This is a genomic window from Methanoculleus sp. UBA303, from assembly GCA_002501655.1.
GTDB lineage: Archaea > Halobacteriota > Methanomicrobia > Methanomicrobiales > Methanoculleaceae > Methanoculleus.
Genome location: DANY01000038.1, coordinates 1 through 21,425, shown reverse-complemented (window position 1 = coordinate 21,425; position 21,425 = coordinate 1). Strand labels below are relative to the sequence as shown.

The following is a 21,425-nucleotide window of genomic DNA, read 5'->3' as shown; positions in this document are numbered from 1 at the left end:
TGAATGTTTAACTGAAATCCATCACTTCTGGCTGGAGTGTCTGGAGATCGATGACAAACGCCCGCGCGGGGGTAGGATGGATGTTCATCTGTTTCTGAAACGATGTCTGGGACTGCCAGGTGCCGGTGTTCACCCCGAGGACGCCCCGGTAACGGGTGATGCCGCAGATGTGGACGTGCCCCGTAAGGAGGATCTCGGGGAGCGGGTCGATGACGAGCCGGTCGGTCTTCATCGCGGCGATGGGGGTCCGCATTCCATAGGGGGAGGCAAGCAGCCGGCGTTTCAGCATCTCATCCATGATCTCGCCGGGCCGTTCGTAACTCGCTCCGGGAATGAGCCCGATCATGTCGTCGAACGACCGTCCATGGTACATCAGGACCCGGACACCCTGGAGGTTTAACAGGCAGGGGTTCTCGACAAGGGTGCAGTTTGCCGGGAACTTTCCGGTGAACTCCGGCGGGATCGCCGGCTGCGGCTCGGCCATCCTGACGACGTCGTGGTTTCCCGGAGCAGCGACGATCCGGACCCTCGAAGGGAGATCCCGGAGCATCCCGGCAAAGACGTCATACTGCTCGTATATGTTCCTGATCGTCAGTTCGTCCTCCTGGCCGGGATAGATACCGATACCGTCGACGAGGTCCCCCGCGATCAGGAGATAGCCGGCGTCGGAGTCCTGGAGCCAGTCGGCGAACCGGTTCCATTCTTCTTCGAGGAAGGTGTTGCTCCCGACATGGACGTCGGAGATCAGGACCGCCTTCCCCGGCCGGTCGCTCTTGAACGGGGCGTTGTTGATGGGGACGTCCGGGCGGGAGAGCTGCTCGGCGAAGAAGAGTCCCCCGTCGCTCGAGAGTTTTCCCTTGACCCCGAGCACCTCGTCGGGGAGGATCCGTTCCGCCTCCGCGAAGGCGTCGTCCTTTCCTTTATTGAAGAGCACCCGAATGGCCCCGGTGGGGTCCTCCACCTCGACGAGCCGGTGCCCCCTGGTGGTCGTCCGGACGTCGGCCACCATACCGATGATGTTGCACTCCTCGTCGCGGTAGCGGTGAGGGGACTTGACCAGCGCCTCGATGGGCATCGCGGTCATCCGGCCCCGGATCATTGAGGAGAGGCTGTTGTAGCGGTCCCGAAAGTAGTGGACGGCGTCATCGTGGCCGGTGACGCTCCCCGTGGTCCCGGCGCTCCCCGTGATCACCTCGAGTTCCGGGTCGACAAGGAAACGAGTCCCGTCCCGGACTTTCCTCAGCCCCGGGATATGCTCTGCGGATACGACCAGGGTGCCGTCAGGAACCCCCGCAGCGATCCGGTCGATGAGCGTTGGATCGTTCTGCTCCTGGATGTAACTCACCACGTCGGGATGGACCTGGTGCTTCAGCGCAAGGAACCGGCGTACGATCTCCCCTTCGGCGAGCATGGACCCATGTTATTCTCCCCGGGGTCATATGGGTTTATCTTTTTTCCGCTCGGTCCCCGGAGAACCTATGTATATGAAGGAATAGCATTCTCTTTGGAACACATGTCGGATGTTACCTGGCTGCAGCGTGCAGCATCGGCCCTCCGGGCGTTCAGGGAGAGCGATCACCGGGCCGTTTCCCTGGCCCGGGACCTCCTCTGGGTTGTCGCGGTCGTGGGCGGTATCGCCCTTCTCCTCTACGTCGTCGCCGGCACCTGGCCGGCGGTGGTCACGATAGAGTCGGAGAGCATGGTTCCCCACATGAACGTCGGCGACCTGGTGCTCGTCGTCGATGAGGACCGGTTCGGCAATCTTGTGACCTGGGCCGAGGGACAGCGGATCGGGCACCAGTCCTTCGGGGACTACGGCGACGTGATCATCTATCGCCCGAACGGTGCCGATTCAGTCCACCCGATCATTCACCGGGCGATGACCTACGTCGATACCGCTGCCGTAGAGCAGTCGGGGCTCGGGAAGTACTACACCGACCCACATGGCGGCTACATCACCAAAGGCGACAACAACCCGTACATCGACCAGGGGAACCTCCGAATAGCGGGCATCGGCCTGGTCGAGCCGGTCGAGAAGGAGTGGATCGTCGGAAAAGCCCTCGTCGCGGTGCCGCTCATCGGCTACCTGCCCCTGCACCTTGCCGAGTTCGCCGTCGTCGTCATCGTCGTCATCCTCATCCACGATTTCATCCTTGCGCGGCGTAAAGAGAAAAAGGAATAAGTCCCGGACTGCAATAGAGTGTTTACGATGCCGCATTCACTGCACGACCTGCTCGACGACACGCTCGCCGGTCACCGGCTCACGGAGGAGGAGGCCGTCCGCCTCCTCGCGACCCGCGGCCGGGACGTCTGGGATATAGCCGCCGCCGCGGACGAACTCCGGGAACGGAAAGTCGGTGATGCCGTCACCTACGTCCGGAACCAGAATGTTCACGTCACCAACATCTGCAAGAATCTCTGTGGGTTCTGCGGATTTGGGCGGCGGGCTGATGATCCCGGGGCGTTCCGTGATGATCTCGCGACAGTGCGGGAGAAGGCCCGGGCGGCGGTGGCGCGCAACGTCACCGAGATCTGCCTCCTCTCGGGGGTGCACCCGGACTACACGCTCGACTCCTACACCGACCTCATCTCCTCTGTGCGGGAGGTCGCGCCCGGGGTGGATATCCACACCGCAAGCCCGGACGAGATTGCCTGGGCCGCAAAGCAGAGCGGCGTCTCGACCGCCGCGGTCATAGAACGGCTCCGTGAGGCGGGTCTCGGGACCCTGCAGGGGACGGCGGCCGAGATCCTGGTGGACAGCGTCCGCGCGGTGATCTGCCCGAGGAAATGCGACACAGCGACCTGGGTCCGTGTCATCCGGGAGGCGCACGAACTCGGGATCCGCTCGACGGCGACGATCCTGTACGGTTCCTGCGAGAGCGCGGGAGACCGGGCCCGGCACCTCGGCGTTCTCCGGGATATCCAGGACGAAACCCGCGGGTTCACCGAGTTCGTCCCCCTCTCCTTCATCCACGAGAAGACCGCCCTCTACCGGGCCGGGCTCGCCCGCCCCGGGGCGACCGGCAGGGAGGATATCCTGATGGTCGCGGTCGCCCGGCTCTTCCTCGACAACTTCGATCACATCCAGGTCTCCTGGGGGAAGGTGGGGATGAAGATGGCAGAGATGGCGCTTCTTTCGGGCGCAGACGACCTCGGGGGGACAATGTTCTGCGACGACGTCTCGGTCGACGCCGGCGGCGACGGTGCCGATTACCTGGACCCGGGTGAGATGCAGCGGATCGCGAGTGATCTCGGCCGGACGCTCCGGCAGCGGACGACGACCTACGAGATGGTGTGAGGCCGGTCGAAGACCGGTTTGCACTGGTTAAGATGCAAGGCCGGCCGGGAGAACTCGCTCACATCCTGTTCAAGGCCTCTCGCCCCGGCATACCGATCTCGATGCGGCGCTGTATCGCCGGGAGGTTTATCGCCTTCACCTCGGCGTCCAGCAGGTCATCAAGGTTCTCCAGGGTGGACTCTTCCGAGACACCCACGATCGCTGCAGGAACCCCGGTATTTGCCAGTGCCTCGATATCGAACCCGGTGGTCCCGATCATCCCCTCGTCGGTCACCCAGACCATCAGGCTGGTCTCCCCGACCGGGATGACGTATCCGAATGCGTCCTTGTAGCTGAGCCTTGTGCGCTGGTGGCATAGGATCTGCTGAGCCATGGCTGCCGAGATGTCATCAGGACAGATAAGTGTATGCCCTCCGCCGGAAGCGCACCCGAAGGTTCTTGAGCTGACCGCGCCAAATGGGATTACCCTGCAAAGACGGTTGAGGTGTATGACGCCACCGCTGCAAGAGTTGCTTGACGATGCGCTCGCCGGCCACCGGCTCACGGAGGAGGAGGCCGTCCGCCTCCTCGCGACCCGGGACCGGGGCGTCTGGGAGATCGCCGCCGCCGCAGACGAACTCCGGGAACGGAAAGTCGGTGATGCCGTCACCTATGTCCGGAACCAGAATATCAACGTGACCAACCTCTGCGTGAACGCCTGCGGGTTCTGCGGGTTCTCCCGAAAACCGGGTGACGCTGATGCATTTCTCCATGATGAAGCCGCCGTGCGGGAGAAGGTCCGGATGGCGCGTGAGCGGAACGTGACTGAGGTCTGCACGGTGAGCGGCCTCCACCCGGACTTCGACGCGCAATCTTACGTCGATATCATATCCTGGATACGAGACGAAGCCCCCACCATCCACATCCACGCGAGCAACCCGATGGAGGTGGCCTACGCCGCAAAGAAGAGCGGTCTCTCCACCAGGGAGGTGCTGGAGCGGATGCAGGCGGCGGGTCTCGGGACGCTCTGCGGAACTGCGGCTGAGATCCTGGTGGACAGCGTCCGTGCGGTGATCTGCCCGAACAAATGCGATACGGCGACCTGGGTCCGGGTCATCCGGGAGGCGCACGGACTCGGGATCCGCTCGACGGCGACGATCATGTACGGCCACTGCGAGAGCGAGGTTGACCGGGCCCGGCACCTCGGCGTTCTCCGGGATATCCAGGACGATACCCGCGGGTTCACCGAGTTCGTGCCTCTCTCGTTCGTCCACTGGAATACCCCTCTTTACCGGGCGGGGCTCGCCCGCCCCGGGGCGACCGGCAGAGAGGATATCCTGATGTTTGCTACATCGAGGCTCTTCCTCGACAACTTCGACCACGTCCAGGCCTCCTGGGTGAAGCTGGGAACAAAGATGGCCCAGATGGCGCTTCTTTCGGGTGCAGACGACCTCGGGGGAACGCTCTTTGAGGAGAGCATATCCAGGGAGGCGGGCGCCCGGGACACCGATTACCTGGACCCAGGCGAGATGCGGCGGATGGCCGGAGACCTCGGGCGGACGCTCCGGCAACGGACGACGACTTACAACCTCCTTCCGGGCTGATCTCCGGGGATGGCCGGGCTGCTTCGGCCTGGCCTAAAAAATATGCCTGGAAAATTATAAATATCCACGAATGGAGTATGGCTCCTCAACGCCGGCCTGATGCCGGCGATTGGAGGGAGAAAGACATGGTAGATGGTCTTATAGGCCTTGCAATCCTCTTCTTCGTACTGGCACTTGTCTTTGCCTTGCTCGGAGCACGGGGCGTTGCCGGGATGTCAATGTCTATCGCGAAGTGGCTGGTCATCATATTCATAGTCCTCGCGATAATCTCGTTGCTGCTCTGACCGCCGGCCGGGCTTTCGGGTCATTAAACAGCCCATAAGCCTACTATCCGGGCCGGGATACCCGGGCCCGGAATCAGAGATCCGTATGACCCCTTTTTTCGTAAGGGTCCCTTCCTTCCCCGGGTAGGCGTCACCGCCGCCTGGAGCGTGGAGAAACTGCGGGCTGTGCTCTGCCAGACCATCCCGGTGAAGGGTGTCCGGACCTGTCCGGCACCCCACCCGCCCCTCAATCCTCCGGCCGGAGGTACCTGACGATCGTATCTGCAACCTGCCGGGCTCTCTTCATCGCCCGCTCGTCCTTCCTGACGTCCCCTGGCGCATAGCCCCTGCCGCAGACATACCCGAGGTATGAGAACTCATGGGCGTTCAAGAACCCCTCCATCGTCTCGAGGGAGCGCTCCCCTCCCCGGTCGGCGCAGACGGCGACGGCCACCGCCTTCCTGCCCGCAAGCCTCCTGTCGTGGAAGAGGGAGTAGGTCCGGTCGATCAGGTTCTTCGTCTGGCCGTTGATGTCGTAGTAGTACGTCGGGGCGCCGAGGACCAGCACCTCGCAGTCGATCATCTTCTGTGCCACGCGGCCCCAGTCGTCGTCCTCCGTCGCGCACCACTTCGCCTCCCTGCAGACCTCGCAGCCGGTGCAGGGCCGGATATCCATATCGGCAAGCGTGAGGTATTCGGTCTCGATGCCCGCCTCCCGCACCCGGTCGAGGATGGTGGTGACCAGCAGCGCGGTGTTGCCGTTCTTCCGCATGCTTCCGGAGATACCGAGAACGTTCATGGCCTAGTGCTCGCTCCCCTCGTTCTTGATTCTTGTGATCCGGGCATCGAGATCCAGACCCCGGAACGCGGCGAGGATTTCGGGGATCGGGTCGCCGGAACGGAAGAAGAGGTGCGAGGGGCAGGCACAGTCGCTGCACCCGAACCCGGGAACGTACGCCCCACCGATGGCACGAGCGAGGGCGCACTCGCAGTCCCGGTCTGTGGCGGCGGTGACGACGGCGGCAGGCGTAACGTGCGGGTCGAGGAGGAGGTAGTCGATGTGCCACCGGGGAGGACGGTCGCGGCGAAGCGCGAGCCTCACGTGCCGGTGCGCCCGGGCAAGGCCGCCGCTCCCTAGCGCTGATCCGACGTAGATGTGCCGGCCTGCGGTGAACCCCCGTATCCCCAGGGCGCCGATGCGGACCTCGCAGTGGGAATTATCGAGGACGAGGGCGTAGACCCCCCTATCCATAGTACCGGAGCGCTTCGCGGGCGGCCGCGATATGCCTCCCGCCGCCCGCGGTGGCGGGCTCGCCGTGACCGGGGTAGAGCCCCTCGACGTCCAGCGCGCTAAGGCGCTCTATCGATGCCGCGAGCGCCGAGCGGTCTCCCCCCGGGAAGTCATAGCGCCCGAAGGATCCGCCGGTGAAGACGGTATCCCCCGAGAAGAGCACCCGGGTTTCCGCGTCGTAGAGGCATATCCCGCCCGGCGTGTGCCCCGGGGTGTGGATCACGCGGAGGCTCCCGAGGTGGTCGCCGTCGCACAGGACGGTATCTGGGACGACCCCGGGCGATCGGGCGCCGAAGTGCATGGCGAGGCTCCGGGTGTCGTCCATGAGGCCGGGCGCGTCCGCCTCGTGGATGCAGACGGCCGCATCTCCGCAGATCCGGGCGATCTCCCTGACATGGGCGATATGGTCGTAGTGGGCATGGGTGATGACGATCGTCTCGATCGTCCCGGCATACGGCTCCACGGCCATCGGGAGAACGCCCGCATCCACAAGGACGTTCCCGTAAACGAACGAATTGGCGTAGGTCGTACCGCTCGCGATCCACCGGACTGGCATGCAGACTAATATGGCTTCCGGGCAAATGGTTCTTATGCATACCCTTGCTCTAGCATGCCTGCGCGGGGTCCCCCCGGAGGTGGAGGCGATCGCCCGCGAGGAGGGCCTCGTCCCGCACCACGCCGCGCGGGCCGTCGCCCGCGGGCGGATTGTCATCCCGGCGAACCCCGGAAGGCCGCACCGGCTCTGCGCCATCGGCGAGGGCTGCAGGGTGCGGGTCAACGTGAACGTCGGGACATCGGGCGTCCGGTGCGATGAGGACCTCGAGGTCGAGAAGGCAAAGGCGGCCCTCCGCGAGGGGGCGGATGCACTGATGGACCTCTCGACCGGCGGCGACCTCTCCCGCATCAGGCGCCGGATCCTCGCTCTCGACGCGCCCGTCGGCACGGTCCCGGTCTACGAAGCGGTCCGGCGGGCCGGGAACGCGGCGGACATCGACGCCGACCTTCTCTTCTCGGTGATCCGGGAGCACTGCCGGCAGGGCGTGGACTTCCTAACCCTGCACTGCGGCGTGAACCGCGACGCGCTCGCTTCGCTTCAGGCCGATCCCCGGACGATGGGCGTCGTCTCCCGGGGCGGGGCCTTCCACGTCGCTATGATGGCTGCGACCGGCGAAGAGAACCCGCTCTATGCCGAGTACGACTACCTGCTCGAGATCCTTGCCGAGCACGACGTGGTCATAAGCCTCGGCGACGGAATGCGCCCCGGTGCGCTCGTGGACGCCACCCGTCTCGCCAAGACGACTGAGTACCTGACGCTTGGGCACCTGGCGAAGAGGGCGCTCGCCGCCGGGGTGCAGCGGATGATCGAGGGGCCGGGGCATATCCCGGCCGACCAGGTCGGCTACAACGTCCGGATGATTAAGGAACTGACCGACGGCGCCCCGCTTTACCTGCTCGGCCCGCTCGTGACCGATGTGGCGCCGGGCTACGACCATGTGGTGGGGGCGATCGGGGGCGCGATCGCCTGTATGCACGGCGCCGACTTCCTCTGTATGGTCTCCCCGAGCGAACACCTGGCGCTGCCGGACCTCCGCGACATCGTGGAGGGGACGAGGGTGGCGAGGATCGCCGCGCACGTCGGGAGCCTCTCGCGTGCTGTGGGGAACACGAAAAATCGGGAGATCCGGATGGCGGAAGCGCGCCGTGGCCTCGACTGGGAGAAGCAGTTCGAAGCGGCGCTCATACCGGAGGAGGCACGGCGCATCCACGAGCGGGACGGGGAGATCGAGACCTGCTCGATGTGCGGCGACCTCTGTGCCATAAAGATGGTGCGGGATATCCTCAAGGCCCCGGAAGAGCGGATGGACCCGTGAAGGGATTCTGCTGAATATTTCCGCCCCTCACTTCCTTCGCACCTAATGGTGCTCACGCTCGCTCCCGCTCCGGCCTGGTGACCGTCGCGCCTCACACCTTCGGTGCTCAAACTCCGTTCCTTCAGAACGTCGTCCCCCCAAACTGCCTTTCAATCCAGGCGTCTATATCCTTCGCCCGCTGGCCGGCGATACCGGCCCCGATTCGTCCGCCACGCTTGCGGCCCGGGGGTCGAGGGCGATCCCGGCGGAGCAGGCCTCGCACCGGTCGCCGTAGCGGGCGCGGAGGTAACCTTCTGCCATCTGGGTCCGGTCGGCGTTGTTCGTGCCGATGAAGAGCACTCTCTGCTTCATGCCCCTCCCTTCTCGGCCGGGTAAGAAAAGGTTATATCAGGCGCGTCCCGCGCCGAGGATCCGGATAGCGAGGAAGGCGGCGTTCTCGCCGTTATCCACCCCGACGCAGGCAACCGGGACACCTCTCGGCATCTGGACGATGGAGAGGAGGGCGTCAAACCCCATCAGTTTTCCGCTCACCGGGACGCCGATCACCGGCCGCTCTGTCTTCGAGGCGACCACCCCGGGGAGGGCCGCCGAGAGCCCGGCGACCGCGATGAAGACGCGGGCAGTGCTTCCCTTCACGTACTCGTCCAGTTTGTCGGGGTCACGGTGCGCCGATATCACCCGGTAGTCGTAGGATACACCGTGTTCCTTCAGGGTCGCAAATACCTTCTCCGCGACGGGACCGTCCGAGGCGGAACCGCAGATCACCGCGACATCAACCATATCTCCCTCCGATATGCTCCTGCTTCTTTTTCTCTCTGTCGATATCATCTCGAACGGGCAATTCCTCCCCCCGCTTGCGCAGGGGGTCTCCTTGCCCATTCGAGATGAAGGGGGCTTCGAAAAAGATCGCCGTGAACGTATGGTATAACTATCCGGCACACCATAGGGCAGATCATGAACAGAAAAGGTATCAGCATACTTCTCCTGGCATCCCTCGTCGCACTCGGCTGCATCGCCGCGGGGTGCACCGATATGCCGGGGGCGACGTCTGCGGATCCCGTCCCTTCGGCCGGGGAGGAGACGGCTGACGACCCCGGCAATGTGACGGCGGGAAACAACCGGTTCGCGTTTGACCTCTACCACCAGCTCGCAGATGACCCGGAGTCTGCGGGGCAGAACCTCTTCTTCTCGCCCTACAGCATATCATCGGCCCTTGCCATCACCTATGAGGGCGCCCGCGGCACCACCGCCGACGAGATCCGGTCGGTGCTGCACCTCCCGGCGAACGACACCCTCCGACGAGAAGGCTTTGCCGGGATCGATGCCAGCCTGAACCGCGGAGATGCCAACTACACCCTCCGCACCGCAAACGCTCTCTGGGCGGAGGAGACGTACCCGTTCCTCCCGGACTATATTGAGACGGCCCGGCGCTGGTACTCGGCAAACGCAACAAACCTTGACTTCAAGAGCAGCCCCGAAGCGTCGCGGGCGACCATCAACCGGTGGGTGGAAGGACAGACCGAAGATAAAATCCGCGACCTCCTCCCACCCGGTTCGATCGATTCCCTGACCCGGCTCGTGATCACGAACGCGATCTACTTCAAGGGCACCTGGGTCGATCAGTTCGACGCGAACGAGACGAGAGAGGAGGAGTTCCTGGTTTCCCCGAACGAGACCGTACTCGTCCCGATGATGCACCGGGAAGATGCCGTCTACGGGTATACAGAGACCGACACGCTCCAGGTGCTCGAGATGCCGTATGCCCACAAGAGCGGAACAGAACTCTCGATGCTTGTCCTCCTCCCCGCAGGGGACAACAACCTGACGGCTGCAGAGAAGGTTCTTGATGCGGAGACGCTCGCGGACCTGCGGGAGTCGCTCGTCCGCGAGCGCGTCAGAGTTTCTTTCCCGAAGTTCACGCTTGAGACGGAGTACAGCCTCCCGGGGACGCTTGCGGCGATGGGGATGTCGACAGTGTTTACTGGGGCAGCCGACCTCTCGGGAATGGACGGCACACGGAACCTGTTCATCACCGGAGTCTTCCATAAGGCGTTTGTCGACGTGAACGAGGAGGGCACCGAGGCAGCGGCGGCGACCGGCACCGTCATAGGCGTGACGAGTGCGCGTCCGGATACCACGCCCGTCTTTAAGGCGGACCACCCGTTCGTCTTCCTCATCACGGAGAATGATACCGGCACGATCCTCTTCGTGGGAAGGGTCACAAACCCGGAGAACTCATGAAGGGGCGGGGGGCGGCCCCCGTCCCCCCACGACGGCAACTCCTTAACACCTCCCCGACAGAATACCAGTGTATCCATGCAGTCCCGGGAAGAAGTCTTCGCGACCCTGCAGCGCCTCAAGGGTGAGCTTGCCGCACGGTTCTTCGTCAACCGGATCGGCATCTTCGGTTCGGTCGCACGCGGCGAACAGACCGGGGCAAGCGACATCGATATCCTCGTCGAGTTTTCCCGGCCGGTCGGGTTCTTCACCTTCATCGAACTCGAAGAGTACCTCGCGCTCCGCCTCGGCGCCCCCGTCGACCTGGTGACACCCGATGCTCTCAAACAGGTGATCCGTGACCGGGTGGTCGCCGAGGTCGCGTATGCGTGAACGGTCGGATATTCGCCTCCTCTGCGGCGACATCACTGAGGCTGTCGGGCGAATCCTTCAGTATACCTCGGATATGACCTATAGTGAGTTCAGCGCCGATACCAGGACGCAGGATGCGGTCGTGCGGAACCTGGAGATCCTCGGAGAAGCGGTGAAGAACCTTCCGGAGCCGTTCAAAAAACAGTATCCCGAAGTACCCTGGCGGTTCATCGCAGGAATGCGGGACAAACTCATCCACCACTATTTCGGCGTCAGTCTTGAGATCGTCTGGGAAACGGCACGATCCGATATACCCGCGCTTCAGGAGCAGCTGAAGGCGGTCCGTTTCCCGGACGTGCGGGATGAGAAACATCTCTGAGGATAGTGCCAGATGGTTATCGAAGATCACCCGGACAGCCGCGCCGCCTGTCCCCCGGATCCGGCACGTATCTCTCACGCCCTCGGGAGCCGCTCGACGATCGTCTTCTGCAGGTACCCGATGATCGGCATGTCCGACCCGATCACCGCGTGCCGTCCGGACCCCGCGGTGGTGATGGCGAGGAAATCCCGGCCATCGACCAGGATCGCGCACTCATCCCTCCGCAGGCCCTCCATCACGGACCCGTTCACTGGCCGGGCATCCAGGAGCTCGATCACGGTTCCCCTGGCCTCGTAGATCGGGAGTCTGATGTCAGCATACTCCTCTCTCCTTCGCACGACCACATACAGGTCGATCTTGCGTTCGAGCGGCTTGATGATCGTGTAGTATCTCCGGAGGAACTCCGGGTTGTAGCAGAGGATCACCATGCTCCTCTTCACCCGCCGGAAGAGCGAGGAGATATGGTTCTCGATCGCCCAGCCGCTCCGGAGGATGAAGAACGAGTCCGGCGGGAGGCGCGGTTTGACCGAGAGGCTCTTTAACGCCTCGCGTGTCTCATCAAGGGACCGGACGTAGTCGTCTTTGAGCCGGTCAAAGGCTACATCGATGTCGAGCACATAGTAGGAGGAGGGAGAGCCCTCCTCTACCCCGATGAACCCCCGCCGGGCCAGATCGTTTAAGATCTCGTAGATTCTTCCCCGGGGAACCCCGCTCACCTCGTGAATATCCCGTGCTGTTGCCTTCTGCAGCCCGACAAGCGTTGAGTAGACGCTCGCCTCGTACTCATTCATCCCGAGAGCCCGGAGCCCCGGGACAATCTCAGCAGTCATTGCACCTCTATTTAGTTGCAACACAATTATGGTTTCCGGAGAGAGACGGATAAATAGCGAGAGAGAAACCATCTCCTCGCAAGACCGTCCCCATAGCAGCCGCCTGCCAGAGGCCCCATGGCCCAGGCCTTCACCTGTGAGCCGGCTCCCACGCTGAAAGACCGGAAAGCCAGGTCCGGCATACCCACCTTCGAAGGAGGTTGCTCTGCTGGGACGGATGAGAGCAGCACGCACAAGCGATACCACCTGAACTAATAGAACCAGATGACTCAATGCATCACCCTCCGAAAATAGGGAGAACCGTCATCAACATGCCCTGGAACGTATCCGGTGGCAACGGCGGCGGACTCAGGCGTGGCTGACTGCCGCCCAAACTGCTACCTCCCCGGGGACGCTCCCATGGCAGCAAAAACGTCCTTCCTATTCTGGCAGCGATCGCAGACATACCCGGGGAACCCTTCCGTCTCAAAGACCGCTCTCCTCAACAGGTCCCGCAGGTAATTCTTCCGGGGACACGATATCCTGAGGCTGATCCTCGTCCGGGTTGCAGTAGATTCATATCGGGCCTCTCGAAAACACTACCTCAGTAAATGAGCCATTTATTACGAGGAGACACGTGAACTGCGCAACTGCCTGCAACACCGGATTCCGCCGGGGCCCCGACGAACCCCCGTGCCAGAGGCTGGCACACTGCGCAACGCCCTGCAAGGAACCATATTTCGAGGAGACCGACCGGGTATGGATAGAGGCCGGATTCTTCCCGCGGGCATGTTGCCGGCGGGCCGTAGCCCTGCTCCACCGTCTCGCCATGGACGAGGAACCGGCGGCGTCCTTGCTCTCGTGCATTCTTACGATGGCAGCGAAGGCTTCCGGCAACCCGGGCCACGCCCGGGGTTACCGGATCCTGGATCCCGGGAGGCTGCGGCGCATCGCGGAGGAGTACGGCATCGAGCCCGGCGGCAGGAGCGACGATGAGATTGCCCGTGCGGTGACGCTCGCCATCATCGGCGATTACGGGGCGAACACGCCGGAGGAGCGCGCATGAGGAACCCCTACGAGTGGCTCGCCGACGCCATCAACAATCACACCTGGGCCGTCGCCGGGGTTGCCGCAGCCGTCTTCATCCTCGCGTTCTTCGGGCTCTCGATGGTGACGATGCAGACCGGCGACGATACGTATCTCGACAAGACCACTCCCCGGGGTGCGCTCCTTGCCCACTACAAAGACACCTACGGCTCCGACGCCATCATGCTCATCTATGAGGCGGATAGCGTCCGGAACCCCGATGCCCTCAGGTACATCGACAATCTCCAGGAAGACCTCAGAAACGAACGCTACGTCGCCGGGGTATCCGGGGTCGTCGATCTCCTCAAGCAGGCCAACGGCGGCACTCTGCCCTCGTCCACGGCGGAGATCAACGGGATCATCGGGCAGGCTCCGCCAGAGCTCGTCGAGAGGATGTTACCCTCGGACCTCATGACCATCAGCGTCATCACCCTTGACGCGGGCGTCTCCACGGATGCCCAGCAGCAGGTTCTCGGGAACATCGAGTCCGCCATCGGCATATCGGAACCCCCGCCGGGCCTCACGGTCACGGTCTCCGGAAACCCAGCGTTCTCGAAGGAGATGGGGGAGGCGATGGGGACGCAGATGGGCGTGCTGATCCTTGCGGCCATGCTTCTGATGGTCCTTGCGGTGACGCTCCTCTTCTCTCACGTCCGCTACCGTCTCCTCCCCGTTGGGGTCGTGGCCGTCGGGCTCATCATGACCTTCGGGTTCATGGGCCTCTTCGGGATCCCGGTCAGCATGACGGTGGTCGGAGCGTTCCCGGTGCTCATCGGGATCGGGATCGACTACGCCATCCAGCTCCATGCCCGGTTCGACGAGGAGATCCAGCACAGCACCATCACGGAGGCCGTACGGACCACGGTCACGAACCTTGGCCCCTCGGTCCTGATCGCGATGGCAGCGACGGCGCTCGGGTTTATAGCGATGTTCTTTGCGCCGGTGCCGATGGTGGCCGACTTCGGAAGCGTCTGCACCATCGGGGTCATCTCCTGCTACATCGCGGCGCTCATCATCGTCCCGATCTTTGCGATCGTCACCCGCTACCGGCCGAAGAAGGAGACGCGAGCCTCCGGTCCCGCCCCGGAGCCCGGGGACTCCGTCCTCGATCGGTATGACCGCCTCCTCGGGCGGCTGGCCTACACAGTCGCAAAACACCCGCTCCCCGTCATCCTCCTCTTTGCAGTGGTCGCGGCAGGGGGCTACCATCTCGACCAGAGTGTCCCCATCAGCGCGGACGAGAAGACCTTTGTCCCCGATGATATGCCCGCCCTCCAGGCTCTAGGGAAGATCACCCGGACGATGGGGGCAACAAGCACCATTCCGGTCGTCGTGATCGCAGACGACGTCAGGAGTCTGGAGACACTCGCCTGGATCGAGCAGTTCGGGACGTATGAACTGGAGCACAACGATAAGATAACCGGGGTGACGAGCATCGCAACCCTGATCCGGGAGTATAACGGCGGGGTGATGCCCTCGACCCGGAGGGAGATCGGCGAGGTCATCGCCCGGATACCGGAGCCGATCCTGAAACGGCACCTCAACGGGAACATGGAGGCAGTGCTTGAGTTCTCGACGGTCTCTATGGAGATGGACATCGCCCGCGACCTCGTGGGAAGGATGCAGAGCGATGCGGTGTGGAACGAGCCTCCGGCCGGCGTGACGGTGAAGATCACCGGCAGCATGGAGATGTTTGCCGCTGTTATGGATGACATCAGCGAGTCGAGGACATTTATGACCATACTCGGGTTCGCCTTCATCCTCGGGTTCCTGATCCTGGTCTATCGGAAATTCGGGGCCGTCTCGCCGGTGATCCCGATCGTCTTTATCGTGGGCTGGAACGGGGCAATCATGTACCTGCTCGGCCTCGACTACACGCCGCTGACCGCCGTCCTCGGGTCTATGACGATCGGTGTCGCATCCGAGTACACCATTCTGATCATGGAGCGGTGCGAGGAGGAACTCGCCCGGGGCACAGAGTTCCTCGAGGCCATCCAGACCGCCGTGCAGAAGATCGGAACCGCGGTGACGGTCTCGGGGCTGACGACGGTCTTCGGGTTCGCGGCGCTCACCCTCTCGACGTTCAATATCATCAGCAACTTCGGGATCGTGACGGTCATATCGGTCGGGTTCTCGCTCGTGGGCGCGATCGTCGTCATGCCGGCGATCCTCGCGCTCATGTACCGCTACGCAGGGAGCGCCCGGGTCCCGGCCGGGGCTCGCACGTGACCGGCCTCCGATCGGGATCCGGGGGCGACCTCGCGAACGCTCTCCGCCTGTTGCCTCCACCAGCACCACGGCTGGCCGGAGGTACATCAGGCTTATATAGTACCTATCATATCCTTTCCCCGGTGGTATACCGTGGCAAATGGAGACCTCACGGCGCAGGTATTTGCGCCATTTGCACCTCTTGAGGAGTTGACCCGCAACATCATTCTGTTTCTGCCAAACATCATTGCAGCAATCATCATTCTCATCATCGGCTGGATTCTGGGGCGGATTCTCGGGAGGGTCGTTGCAGAGATTATCGACCGGATCGGCATTGACGACGCCCTCAGGAAGACTTCGGCCGGAGCCTATATCGAGCAGTCGAGGATGAGTATCGTCCGGTTATTCGAACTCATCGTCCGCTGGATCATCTACCTCCTTGCGATCCTCGCAGCCGTCAGTGTCCTCCAGATCCCGTCCCTGACGAAGGCTGTCGCTGTCATCGTGGCCTATATCCCGAACATTGTTGCATTCATCCTGATCCTCGTCGTCGGGATCATCCTGATCGACTGGCTCATGGATGCCCTCCAGGGCATGGGAGAGACGCAGAGGATCCAGGGCTTCGGGGTGATCACTGCCCTCCTGCGGGCATTCCTCTACTTCGTCGTTGTCATCCTCGCGCTCCAGCAGCTCCTGCTTGATCTCTCGATCATCTATGTCTTCGTCGTCCCGCTCGCCTGGGGGGTTGCGCTCGGCATCGGTGCGGCGATCGCCATCATCGTCGGGTTCGGTCTCCGGGACCGGGCTCCGGAGATGATGGACCAGTTGATGGGCAAAGTGAAACGAGAATAACCCTTTTTTCTGTGGACGGGCTTACAGCCCGCCATACTCCTGTACGTGTTTTTGGGCCCGCCGGTAGCGTGGATCCTCCCCACCGGCAGCGCCGTAGTGCCGCCGGTCCTCCCCTACCGGGCAGACCCTTATGCATATGCCGCAGGGAGAGATGTGGCGCCGGGCGAGGTCGGCGCTGTTTTTGGCGCAAGCCGCCTTATCGGTGAGACCCACGGGGTAGTCCCGCCCATCGAGCGCACCCGCGGGGCAGGCGCGGACACACAGCATGCACCGGGTGCAGAGGTCCTCATCCCGCAGGGGGTCGGGCGGGAGGTCCGCGGCGGTGAGGACCGAGCCGAACCGAACCCGGGGACCGTATTCGGGCGTGAGGAGGGCGTTGTTCACGCCGAAGGTCCCGAGTCCCGCAAGGAGGGCAGCGTGGCGGTGCGAGAAGAAGGCGACCGGATTCTTCAGGAGCACTTCGATGCTCCCGTAGCCGTCACGGGGGACGAAGACCGAGGGGTAGCCGCGGTCGTTGAGGAAGGAGGCGAGCCGGTAGGTGTACTGGTCGAGCAGGGTATTGACGGTCTTATACAACTCGTGGTAGTAGATCGAGGGGGAGGTCTCGAGCACCGGGAGGTGGACCGGGAGGCCGATGACGATCACCGACCGTGCTTCGGGAAAGATCGACTGCGGATAGAACTCCTCCGGCATCCAGGGATAGAACGGCGGATTCTCCCACCGGTCGGTGCCCGCGACCCCGACGAGCGGGATCTCCATCCTCCGGCACCGTCGAAGGACGGCTGTCTTCAGGTCGTCGTTCATGACTATGGATACCTTGCGCCGGGGCGGGGAAAAACATTCACATCCCGGGTACAGACCGGATGCGATTATCCTCTATCATGTGGGGTGAAGCGGCGAACGGGCAGCATGCCTACCCGACCTCCATGGAATCCCCCGGCACGGTCCCGGAGATCGGCGAGGAGAGTGGCCGTCACCGCTCCGCCGGGAACTTCGAGCGCCAGATCACCACAGGGGATTTCCCGGAACCGGGCGAATGCCCGCACCCGGATCTTCACGATCTCACTCCCTCGCCGCAGGCAGGGCATTCGGGCCGCCGTTCTACGGCATACGTCTCAAGCGTCGTCGTAAGCCCGTCCCAGAGGAGGAGCCGGTTGGAGAGAAGGTCCTTCCTGCCGAGGAGATACTTGACCGCTTCGTTCGCCTGGATCACACCGATGATCCCCGCGGTCGTCCCGATGACCGGGAAGACCTCAGCCGGCGGAGCCTCCGGGAAGATGCACTCGAGGCAGGCCGTCCGACCGGGGATGATGGTCGTCACCTGACCGTCGAACCCGCGGATGCCCCCGTGCAGCAGGGGAATGCCGGACCGGAGCGCTTCCCGGTTCAGGAGGTAACGGGTCGGGAAATTGTCCAGAGCATCCACGATCAGGTCGGCGTCGCCCACCAGGTCCCGGACGTTCGCTTCATTGATGGTCGTCGCGAATGCATTGACCCGGATATCCGGATTTACTTCCCGGAGTTTCGCTTCCGCAGATCGGGCCTTCAGTTCGCCGATGTCCCGCTCCCAGTGGAGGACCTGCCGGTTCAGGTTGGTCCGGTCCACGGTATCCCGGTCCGCAAGAAGGATCTCCCCGATACCGGCGACGGCAAGGTAGAGAGCGATCGGGCAGCCGAGACCCCCGGCCCCGGCGATGAAGACCTTCGCTTTCTTCAGCCGTTCCTGCCCCTCCTCACCGAAGAGGAGCATCTGCCGGGCGTAGCGCTCCCGTTCCCGTTCAAGGAGCATGCTTCTCCTCATCTCCGCCCGGCTGCATACCGTGCCGCACCCGGTAATCATCGATCGCCTGGTGGATACCCTCTTTGGCGAGGACCGAACAGTGGACCTTCTGGGGAGGCAGTCCTCCCAGTGCTTCGACAACCGCCCGGTTGGTGACCGCACAGGCTTCGTCAAGGGTCTTTCCCTTGATCAACTCGGTGGCCATAGAACTTGACGCAATAGCGGCGGCGCATCCGAAGGTCTTGAATTTCGCATCCACAATCCTGTTCTCTTCGACCCGGAGGGTTATCCGCATGATATCGCCGCAGGTCGCATTTCCGACCTCACCGGCGCCGTCTGCATCCGGGATCTCCCCCATATTCCGGGGGTTCATGAAATGGTCCATGACTCGTTCGCTGTACATAACAATCACGCCGTGCGGCCCATAGAGACCGATCGCCTTCCCTACTCCGTAACGGTCTCAGTCACCGTATCACCGGGCAGAACCCCTTGAGCGTCTCAGCCGTTCGCAGGCTCTGCGCAAATGTATTTGTTCCCGAAACCAAAATGAACAATTGTTAATCGCACCCGTAACAAATAACAATTGTCAAACTTATTCTTCGGATCGTGTCACCACCGGCAGATGACGGCAGGGCAGACCGTCAGACGGAGGTGATCCGGGATCAGGAGTATCCCATCGCCGTTCAGAAGGCCAGGCTGACGAGCCCCACCGCCGCCGCCGTGACCACAATGACCGCAATCACCCACCCGGCAATCATGCAGAGGAGTGAGGTGCTCCTCGGATACTGGAAGAGCCACGCGACGACGGGGGCCCCGTAGAGGGCGATCCCGGGGATCCATATGATCGGGATGAGCATCAGAGCCCCGTAACGTTTCAGGTACTCAATCCGACCAGTCTTTGCATCGATTTTACGGAGAAGCCCCTGGATCACCCGGGAACGCCCGGCAAAGAGGTCGCAGATCTCAAGGATGCCGAGCATGACGGCGACCCCAACCGATGTCAGGAAGGCGAGGGCGACCGCCGGGTTGAGGCCGAGCCCCAGGCCGACGACGGCTGCGGCCGCCTGGAGGATGAGGGTCGATGCAATAAGGGTGAAGACCGCCGGCGGGGGCACACCGAAAGCAAGGCCGAGGAGGTGAGGGATCACCAGGAGAAAGAGGAAGACGAGCGCGATGGATCGTGCGATCCGTAGCCGGCAGGCTTCCGGGGAGAGCTCCCGCTCGCATTCCTCGATGGCAGTAACCCTGGTCATCGTTCTACTCCTGTATGCGGGATGCAGATGAACCTGCGCATCGGGACAGTTCTCTGCGACCGGGGATTCCCGGCAGTTGTATACAAATAATTTACTCATACCGCGGGTTGAAGAGGTATGCCGTTCTGCTCAAAGTGTGGGTCGAGGGTCGGTATGCACTACGTATACTGTTGCAGGTGCGGGAACCAGGTCGCCCCGGGAGCGGGGGGAACCCGGGCTTTACCTCGACCCCTGCCCGGCATGTGGCGGGTCCGGGTATACCGATACCATCCGGGGTTAACCATCGATCCGGGGCTTCCGACCCCCTCAACCGCACGCATTCCACTCTGCCGGCTGGGTACCGGAAAGTGTGGTGTAAAAAAGCCAGGTTTTTATCCCGGGCAGACCTACACCCACGCTTATGAGCGAGACTGAAGGTCGCTTTGAGCAGGGGCGGTGGGTCCGTGATCCTGCCCCCGCACCGGAGGAGGAACCGGCACCGGCCGCCCCTACCGTTGATGAACATATGCACGAGGCATCCCAATCGGTCCGGAAGGCGGTCAACGATGTGGTGAACGCAGGCCATCACCTCCTCGGGACGCCCGAAGGGCACGAGCGCATCGAGCAGGCGGCACGGAAGGCCGGGGAGGATCTTGAGCAGGCGATCAACGCCTGGGCGGCGTCCGCACGGCAGGCCTTACGGAGACGGTGAGGAGGGCCGGGCCGAGAGGTACTCCATGACGCGGGCGACGACCTCGGGGTTTCTCGGCAGCATGGTGTGGCAGTAGTGCTCCGGGTGCCGGGCCAGGTTCCCGGGGTCCGCCGGGAGGATATCCAGGCCCGCTCCCGGGAGGTATGAGTCGGTGTGGGGGACGATGCCGTCGCCGGCGTATGTCGTCCGCCACTCTCCGCCCGGGGCGAGTTCCCAGGTCCTGCCGCCGAAGACCGGGAAGAACGCCGGCGTCGCGGTGAGGTTCGCGGCCAGAACGATCCGGTAGGCGATATCGTCGCGAGTCCCGGCGTCCCGGAGCGCCGCAACGGTCCTGCTCCCCGGGCGGAACTCCTGGACGATGGTATCGTCGCCGGGGTCGTAGTCCTGCGGCACGAAGACCCCTGCAAGGCTCCGGATCACCTCCGGGCCCCGCTCGGGGTCGTTGAAGAGTTCGGCCATGGCCGAGCCGTTGTTCGGTGGGCCGATCCCGACCAGGAGCCGGACCTGCTCCTCCCGTGCGTCGCCGTCGAGGACTTCGAGGAGGTACCGGGCGATGCACGTCCCCATCGAGTGACAGACGATGTCGACCGGGCCGCCGTACCCGGCCTCCTCCCGCTTCGCGTGGATGTAGTCCTGAAGAGCGAGGGCGATCGTCTCCGTCCCGGCACCCTGCATCCCCGCGTGGTCGAAACTCCAGAAGGGTACCGCAGCCTCCGAGAGCCCCGGGGTGAGGCGGTTCCAGATGCCGGGGTGGCTCCGCCACCCGTGGACCAGGACGGCCGGGCATCTCTTTGAGTTCGTCAGAATGGTATCACGCCTCCCCACGGCAGCAGTTCATTCCTTCATGATCTGACGGTTCTCCACGAAGTATATTTCGATGGAGAGGCTATCCTACCACCATCTTGTGTGCCTTCAGGAAGAAGCCCATCCCACCAGCGCCTCCCGTTACCTCACCTCGACACTGTACCTATATGCCCTGCCGACATCCCCGTCCAGCGTGAGGCCGACCTTCTTCGTCTCTCCTGAAGGAATGAAGACCGCTGTCGAGATCTGGTCCCGGACAAACCCCTTCTCCTCATCGATCAGTTTCGCCGTCACGGTGACGTCACCGTCACGCCCGTCGTTCTGTATCTCCGCGTTCACGTTGTACACGAGCCCTTTGGAGAGGCTGATATCTTTGGTTGCAGAGTCCTCTACAACCCTGGGGTTGGGGCCGACAAGCCCCGTACAACCGGCTGACAGAACGAGAACCGCAGCCAGACCGAGAATAAGGATTTGCTTGCTCATAATGAGCGTTACCCCGTAGCGGCATATGAATGTGTAGGAACCGTCGGGTTACAGCCAATCAGGTTCAAGCCAAATTGCCGGCCGCCGGCCACGGGGATTCGGTAGTGCTCCAGCATAGAACTGATAATCGATCTCGGTGGATCCGACCGAAAATTTCCGTTATCGGGCTCTGGTAAAGCCCACCC

General features: G+C 63.1%; 26 protein-coding genes. 12 read left to right on the top strand and 14 right to left on the bottom strand.

Annotated elements, in window-relative coordinates:
* Positions 1-7: 7 nt before the first annotated feature.
* The gene (locus BP846_RS09365) at positions 8-1,411 is read right to left on the bottom strand and encodes a DNA-directed DNA polymerase II small subunit (RefSeq protein WP_292394719.1); all 1,404 of its coding nucleotides are present in this window, start codon (positions 1,409-1,411) and stop codon (positions 8-10) included.
* Positions 1,412-1,513: 102 nt separating this feature from the next.
* On the opposite strand from BP846_RS09365, the gene BP846_RS09360 reads away from it, so the two are divergent.
* Positions 1,514-2,182, top strand: a complete 669-nt coding sequence (locus BP846_RS09360) for a S26 family signal peptidase (protein ID WP_292394717.1) — start codon at positions 1,514-1,516, stop codon at positions 2,180-2,182.
* A 27-nt stretch (positions 2,183-2,209) separates the two neighbouring features.
* Entirely contained in the window at positions 2,210-3,298 is a 1,089-nt protein-coding gene (cofH, locus tag BP846_RS09355; protein ID WP_292394715.1) for a 5-amino-6-(D-ribitylamino)uracil--L-tyrosine 4-hydroxyphenyl transferase CofH, read from the top strand.
* A 58-nt stretch (positions 3,299-3,356) separates the two neighbouring features.
* Here cofH (BP846_RS09355) and BP846_RS09350 read toward each other — a convergent pair whose 3' ends face one another.
* Positions 3,357-3,671: a YunC family protein gene (locus tag BP846_RS09350; protein ID WP_292394713.1), complete on the bottom strand. Its 315-nt coding sequence runs from the start codon at positions 3,669-3,671 to the stop codon at positions 3,357-3,359.
* Positions 3,672-3,786: 115 nt separating this feature from the next.
* On the opposite strand from BP846_RS09350, the gene cofH (BP846_RS09345) reads away from it, so the two are divergent.
* Both cofH (BP846_RS09345) and BP846_RS09340 read left to right on the top strand, forming a co-directional pair.
* Positions 3,787-4,881, top strand: a complete 1,095-nt coding sequence (gene cofH, locus BP846_RS09345; protein WP_292394711.1) for a 5-amino-6-(D-ribitylamino)uracil--L-tyrosine 4-hydroxyphenyl transferase CofH — start codon at positions 3,787-3,789, stop codon at positions 4,879-4,881.
* 77 nt (positions 4,882-4,958) lie between these two features.
* Positions 4,959-5,165 carry a DUF1328 domain-containing protein gene (locus BP846_RS09340; RefSeq protein WP_292394709.1) on the top strand — a complete coding sequence of 69 codons (207 nt, stop codon included), beginning with the start codon at positions 4,959-4,961 and terminating at the stop codon, positions 5,163-5,165.
* A gap of 226 nt (positions 5,166-5,391) precedes the next feature.
* Here the strand turns inward: BP846_RS09340 and BP846_RS09335 are convergent, their stop codons facing one another.
* Genes BP846_RS09335 through BP846_RS09325 form a run of 3 tightly spaced genes read right to left on the bottom strand, consistent with a single transcriptional unit; the run spans position 5,392 to position 6,991 of the window.
* Positions 5,392-5,943: a flavodoxin family protein gene (locus BP846_RS09335; protein ID WP_292394707.1), complete on the bottom strand. Its 552-nt coding sequence runs from the start codon at positions 5,941-5,943 to the stop codon at positions 5,392-5,394.
* A 3-nt stretch (positions 5,944-5,946) separates the two neighbouring features.
* Entirely contained in the window at positions 5,947-6,396 is a 450-nt protein-coding gene (locus BP846_RS09330) for a GIY-YIG nuclease family protein (RefSeq protein WP_292394705.1), read from the bottom strand.
* On the bottom strand, positions 6,389-6,991 hold the full coding sequence (locus BP846_RS09325; RefSeq protein WP_292394703.1) for an MBL fold metallo-hydrolase: 603 nt from the start codon (positions 6,989-6,991) through the stop codon (positions 6,389-6,391). The genes BP846_RS09330 and BP846_RS09325 overlap by 8 nt, the downstream gene beginning before the upstream one ends.
* 25 nt (positions 6,992-7,016) lie before the next feature.
* Between BP846_RS09325 and thiC the strand changes: the two genes are divergently transcribed.
* Positions 7,017-8,306, top strand: a complete 1,290-nt coding sequence (gene thiC / locus BP846_RS09320) for a phosphomethylpyrimidine synthase ThiC (protein WP_292394701.1) — start codon at positions 7,017-7,019, stop codon at positions 8,304-8,306.
* 162 nt (positions 8,307-8,468) lie between these two features.
* Here the strand turns inward: thiC and BP846_RS09315 are convergent, their stop codons facing one another.
* Together BP846_RS09315 and purE are read right to left on the bottom strand one after the other, a co-directional pair.
* Positions 8,469-8,657, bottom strand: a complete 189-nt coding sequence (locus BP846_RS09315; RefSeq protein ID WP_292394700.1) for a hypothetical protein — start codon at positions 8,655-8,657, stop codon at positions 8,469-8,471.
* A 36-nt stretch (positions 8,658-8,693) separates the two neighbouring features.
* On the bottom strand, positions 8,694-9,086 hold the full coding sequence (gene purE, locus BP846_RS09310; protein WP_292394698.1) for a 5-(carboxyamino)imidazole ribonucleotide mutase: 393 nt from the start codon (positions 9,084-9,086) through the stop codon (positions 8,694-8,696).
* Between the two features lie 174 nt (positions 9,087-9,260).
* Here purE and BP846_RS09305 point away from each other — a divergent pair, with 174 nt between their 5' ends.
* The 3 genes from BP846_RS09305 to BP846_RS09295 all read left to right on the top strand — a co-directional run bounded on the left by BP846_RS09305 (position 9,261) and on the right by BP846_RS09295 (position 11,274).
* Positions 9,261-10,547, top strand: a complete 1,287-nt coding sequence (locus tag BP846_RS09305) for a serpin family protein (protein ID WP_292394696.1) — start codon at positions 9,261-9,263, stop codon at positions 10,545-10,547.
* A gap of 75 nt (positions 10,548-10,622) precedes the next feature.
* Positions 10,623-10,916, top strand: a complete 294-nt coding sequence (locus BP846_RS09300; protein WP_292394695.1) for a nucleotidyltransferase family protein — start codon at positions 10,623-10,625, stop codon at positions 10,914-10,916.
* The gene (locus BP846_RS09295) at positions 10,909-11,274 is read left to right on the top strand and encodes a DUF86 domain-containing protein (protein ID WP_292394693.1); all 366 of its coding nucleotides are present in this window, start codon (positions 10,909-10,911) and stop codon (positions 11,272-11,274) included. The genes BP846_RS09300 and BP846_RS09295 overlap by 8 nt, the downstream gene beginning before the upstream one ends.
* A gap of 74 nt (positions 11,275-11,348) precedes the next feature.
* Here the strand turns inward: BP846_RS09295 and BP846_RS09290 are convergent, their stop codons facing one another.
* Entirely contained in the window at positions 11,349-12,104 is a 756-nt protein-coding gene (locus BP846_RS09290) for a TrmB family transcriptional regulator (RefSeq protein WP_292394691.1), read from the bottom strand.
* A gap of 616 nt (positions 12,105-12,720) precedes the next feature.
* Between BP846_RS09290 and BP846_RS09285 the strand changes: the two genes are divergently transcribed.
* The 3 genes from BP846_RS09285 (at position 12,721) to BP846_RS09275 (ending at position 16,229) form a co-directional block, all read left to right on the top strand.
* The gene (locus BP846_RS09285) at positions 12,721-13,149 is read left to right on the top strand and encodes a hypothetical protein (protein WP_292394689.1); all 429 of its coding nucleotides are present in this window, start codon (positions 12,721-12,723) and stop codon (positions 13,147-13,149) included.
* Positions 13,146-15,398, top strand: coding sequence for an efflux RND transporter permease subunit (locus tag BP846_RS09280; RefSeq protein ID WP_292394688.1), 2,253 nt, complete (start codon positions 13,146-13,148; stop codon positions 15,396-15,398). Before BP846_RS09285 ends, BP846_RS09280 begins: the two co-directional genes overlap by 4 nt.
* A gap of 132 nt (positions 15,399-15,530) precedes the next feature.
* A complete protein-coding gene (locus tag BP846_RS09275; RefSeq protein ID WP_292394686.1) occupies positions 15,531-16,229 on the top strand; it encodes a mechanosensitive ion channel family protein in 699 nt (232 codons plus the stop codon).
* Positions 16,230-16,250: 21 nt separating this feature from the next.
* Here the strand turns inward: BP846_RS09275 and BP846_RS09270 are convergent, their stop codons facing one another.
* The 4 genes from BP846_RS09270 to BP846_RS09255 all read right to left on the bottom strand — a co-directional run bounded on the left by BP846_RS09270 (position 16,251) and on the right by BP846_RS09255 (position 19,262).
* On the bottom strand, positions 16,251-17,033 hold the full coding sequence (locus BP846_RS09270; RefSeq protein WP_292394684.1) for a 4Fe-4S binding protein: 783 nt from the start codon (positions 17,031-17,033) through the stop codon (positions 16,251-16,253).
* A 250-nt stretch (positions 17,034-17,283) separates the two neighbouring features.
* Entirely contained in the window at positions 17,284-18,018 is a 735-nt protein-coding gene (locus tag BP846_RS09265) for a HesA/MoeB/ThiF family protein (protein ID WP_292394682.1), read from the bottom strand.
* A complete protein-coding gene (gene nifU, locus BP846_RS09260) occupies positions 18,008-18,412 on the bottom strand; it encodes a Fe-S cluster assembly scaffold protein NifU (RefSeq protein ID WP_292394680.1) in 405 nt (134 codons plus the stop codon). The genes BP846_RS09265 and nifU overlap by 11 nt, the downstream gene beginning before the upstream one ends.
* 280 nt (positions 18,413-18,692) lie before the next feature.
* Positions 18,693-19,262 (bottom strand): hypothetical protein, encoded by a 570-nt coding sequence (locus BP846_RS09255; protein ID WP_292394678.1) that lies wholly within the window; start codon positions 19,260-19,262, stop codon positions 18,693-18,695.
* Positions 19,263-19,662: 400 nt separating this feature from the next.
* On the opposite strand from BP846_RS09255, the gene BP846_RS09250 reads away from it, so the two are divergent.
* Positions 19,663-19,953: a hypothetical protein gene (locus tag BP846_RS09250; protein WP_292394676.1), complete on the top strand. Its 291-nt coding sequence runs from the start codon at positions 19,663-19,665 to the stop codon at positions 19,951-19,953.
* Here BP846_RS09250 and BP846_RS09245 read toward each other — a convergent pair.
* Positions 19,939-20,778, bottom strand: coding sequence for an esterase/lipase family protein (locus BP846_RS09245; protein ID WP_292394675.1), 840 nt, complete (start codon positions 20,776-20,778; stop codon positions 19,939-19,941). The genes BP846_RS09250 and BP846_RS09245 overlap by 15 nt on opposite strands.
* A gap of 120 nt (positions 20,779-20,898) precedes the next feature.
* On the bottom strand, positions 20,899-21,240 hold the full coding sequence (locus tag BP846_RS09240; protein WP_292394673.1) for a hypothetical protein: 342 nt from the start codon (positions 21,238-21,240) through the stop codon (positions 20,899-20,901).
* Positions 21,241-21,425: the final 185 nt, after the last annotated feature.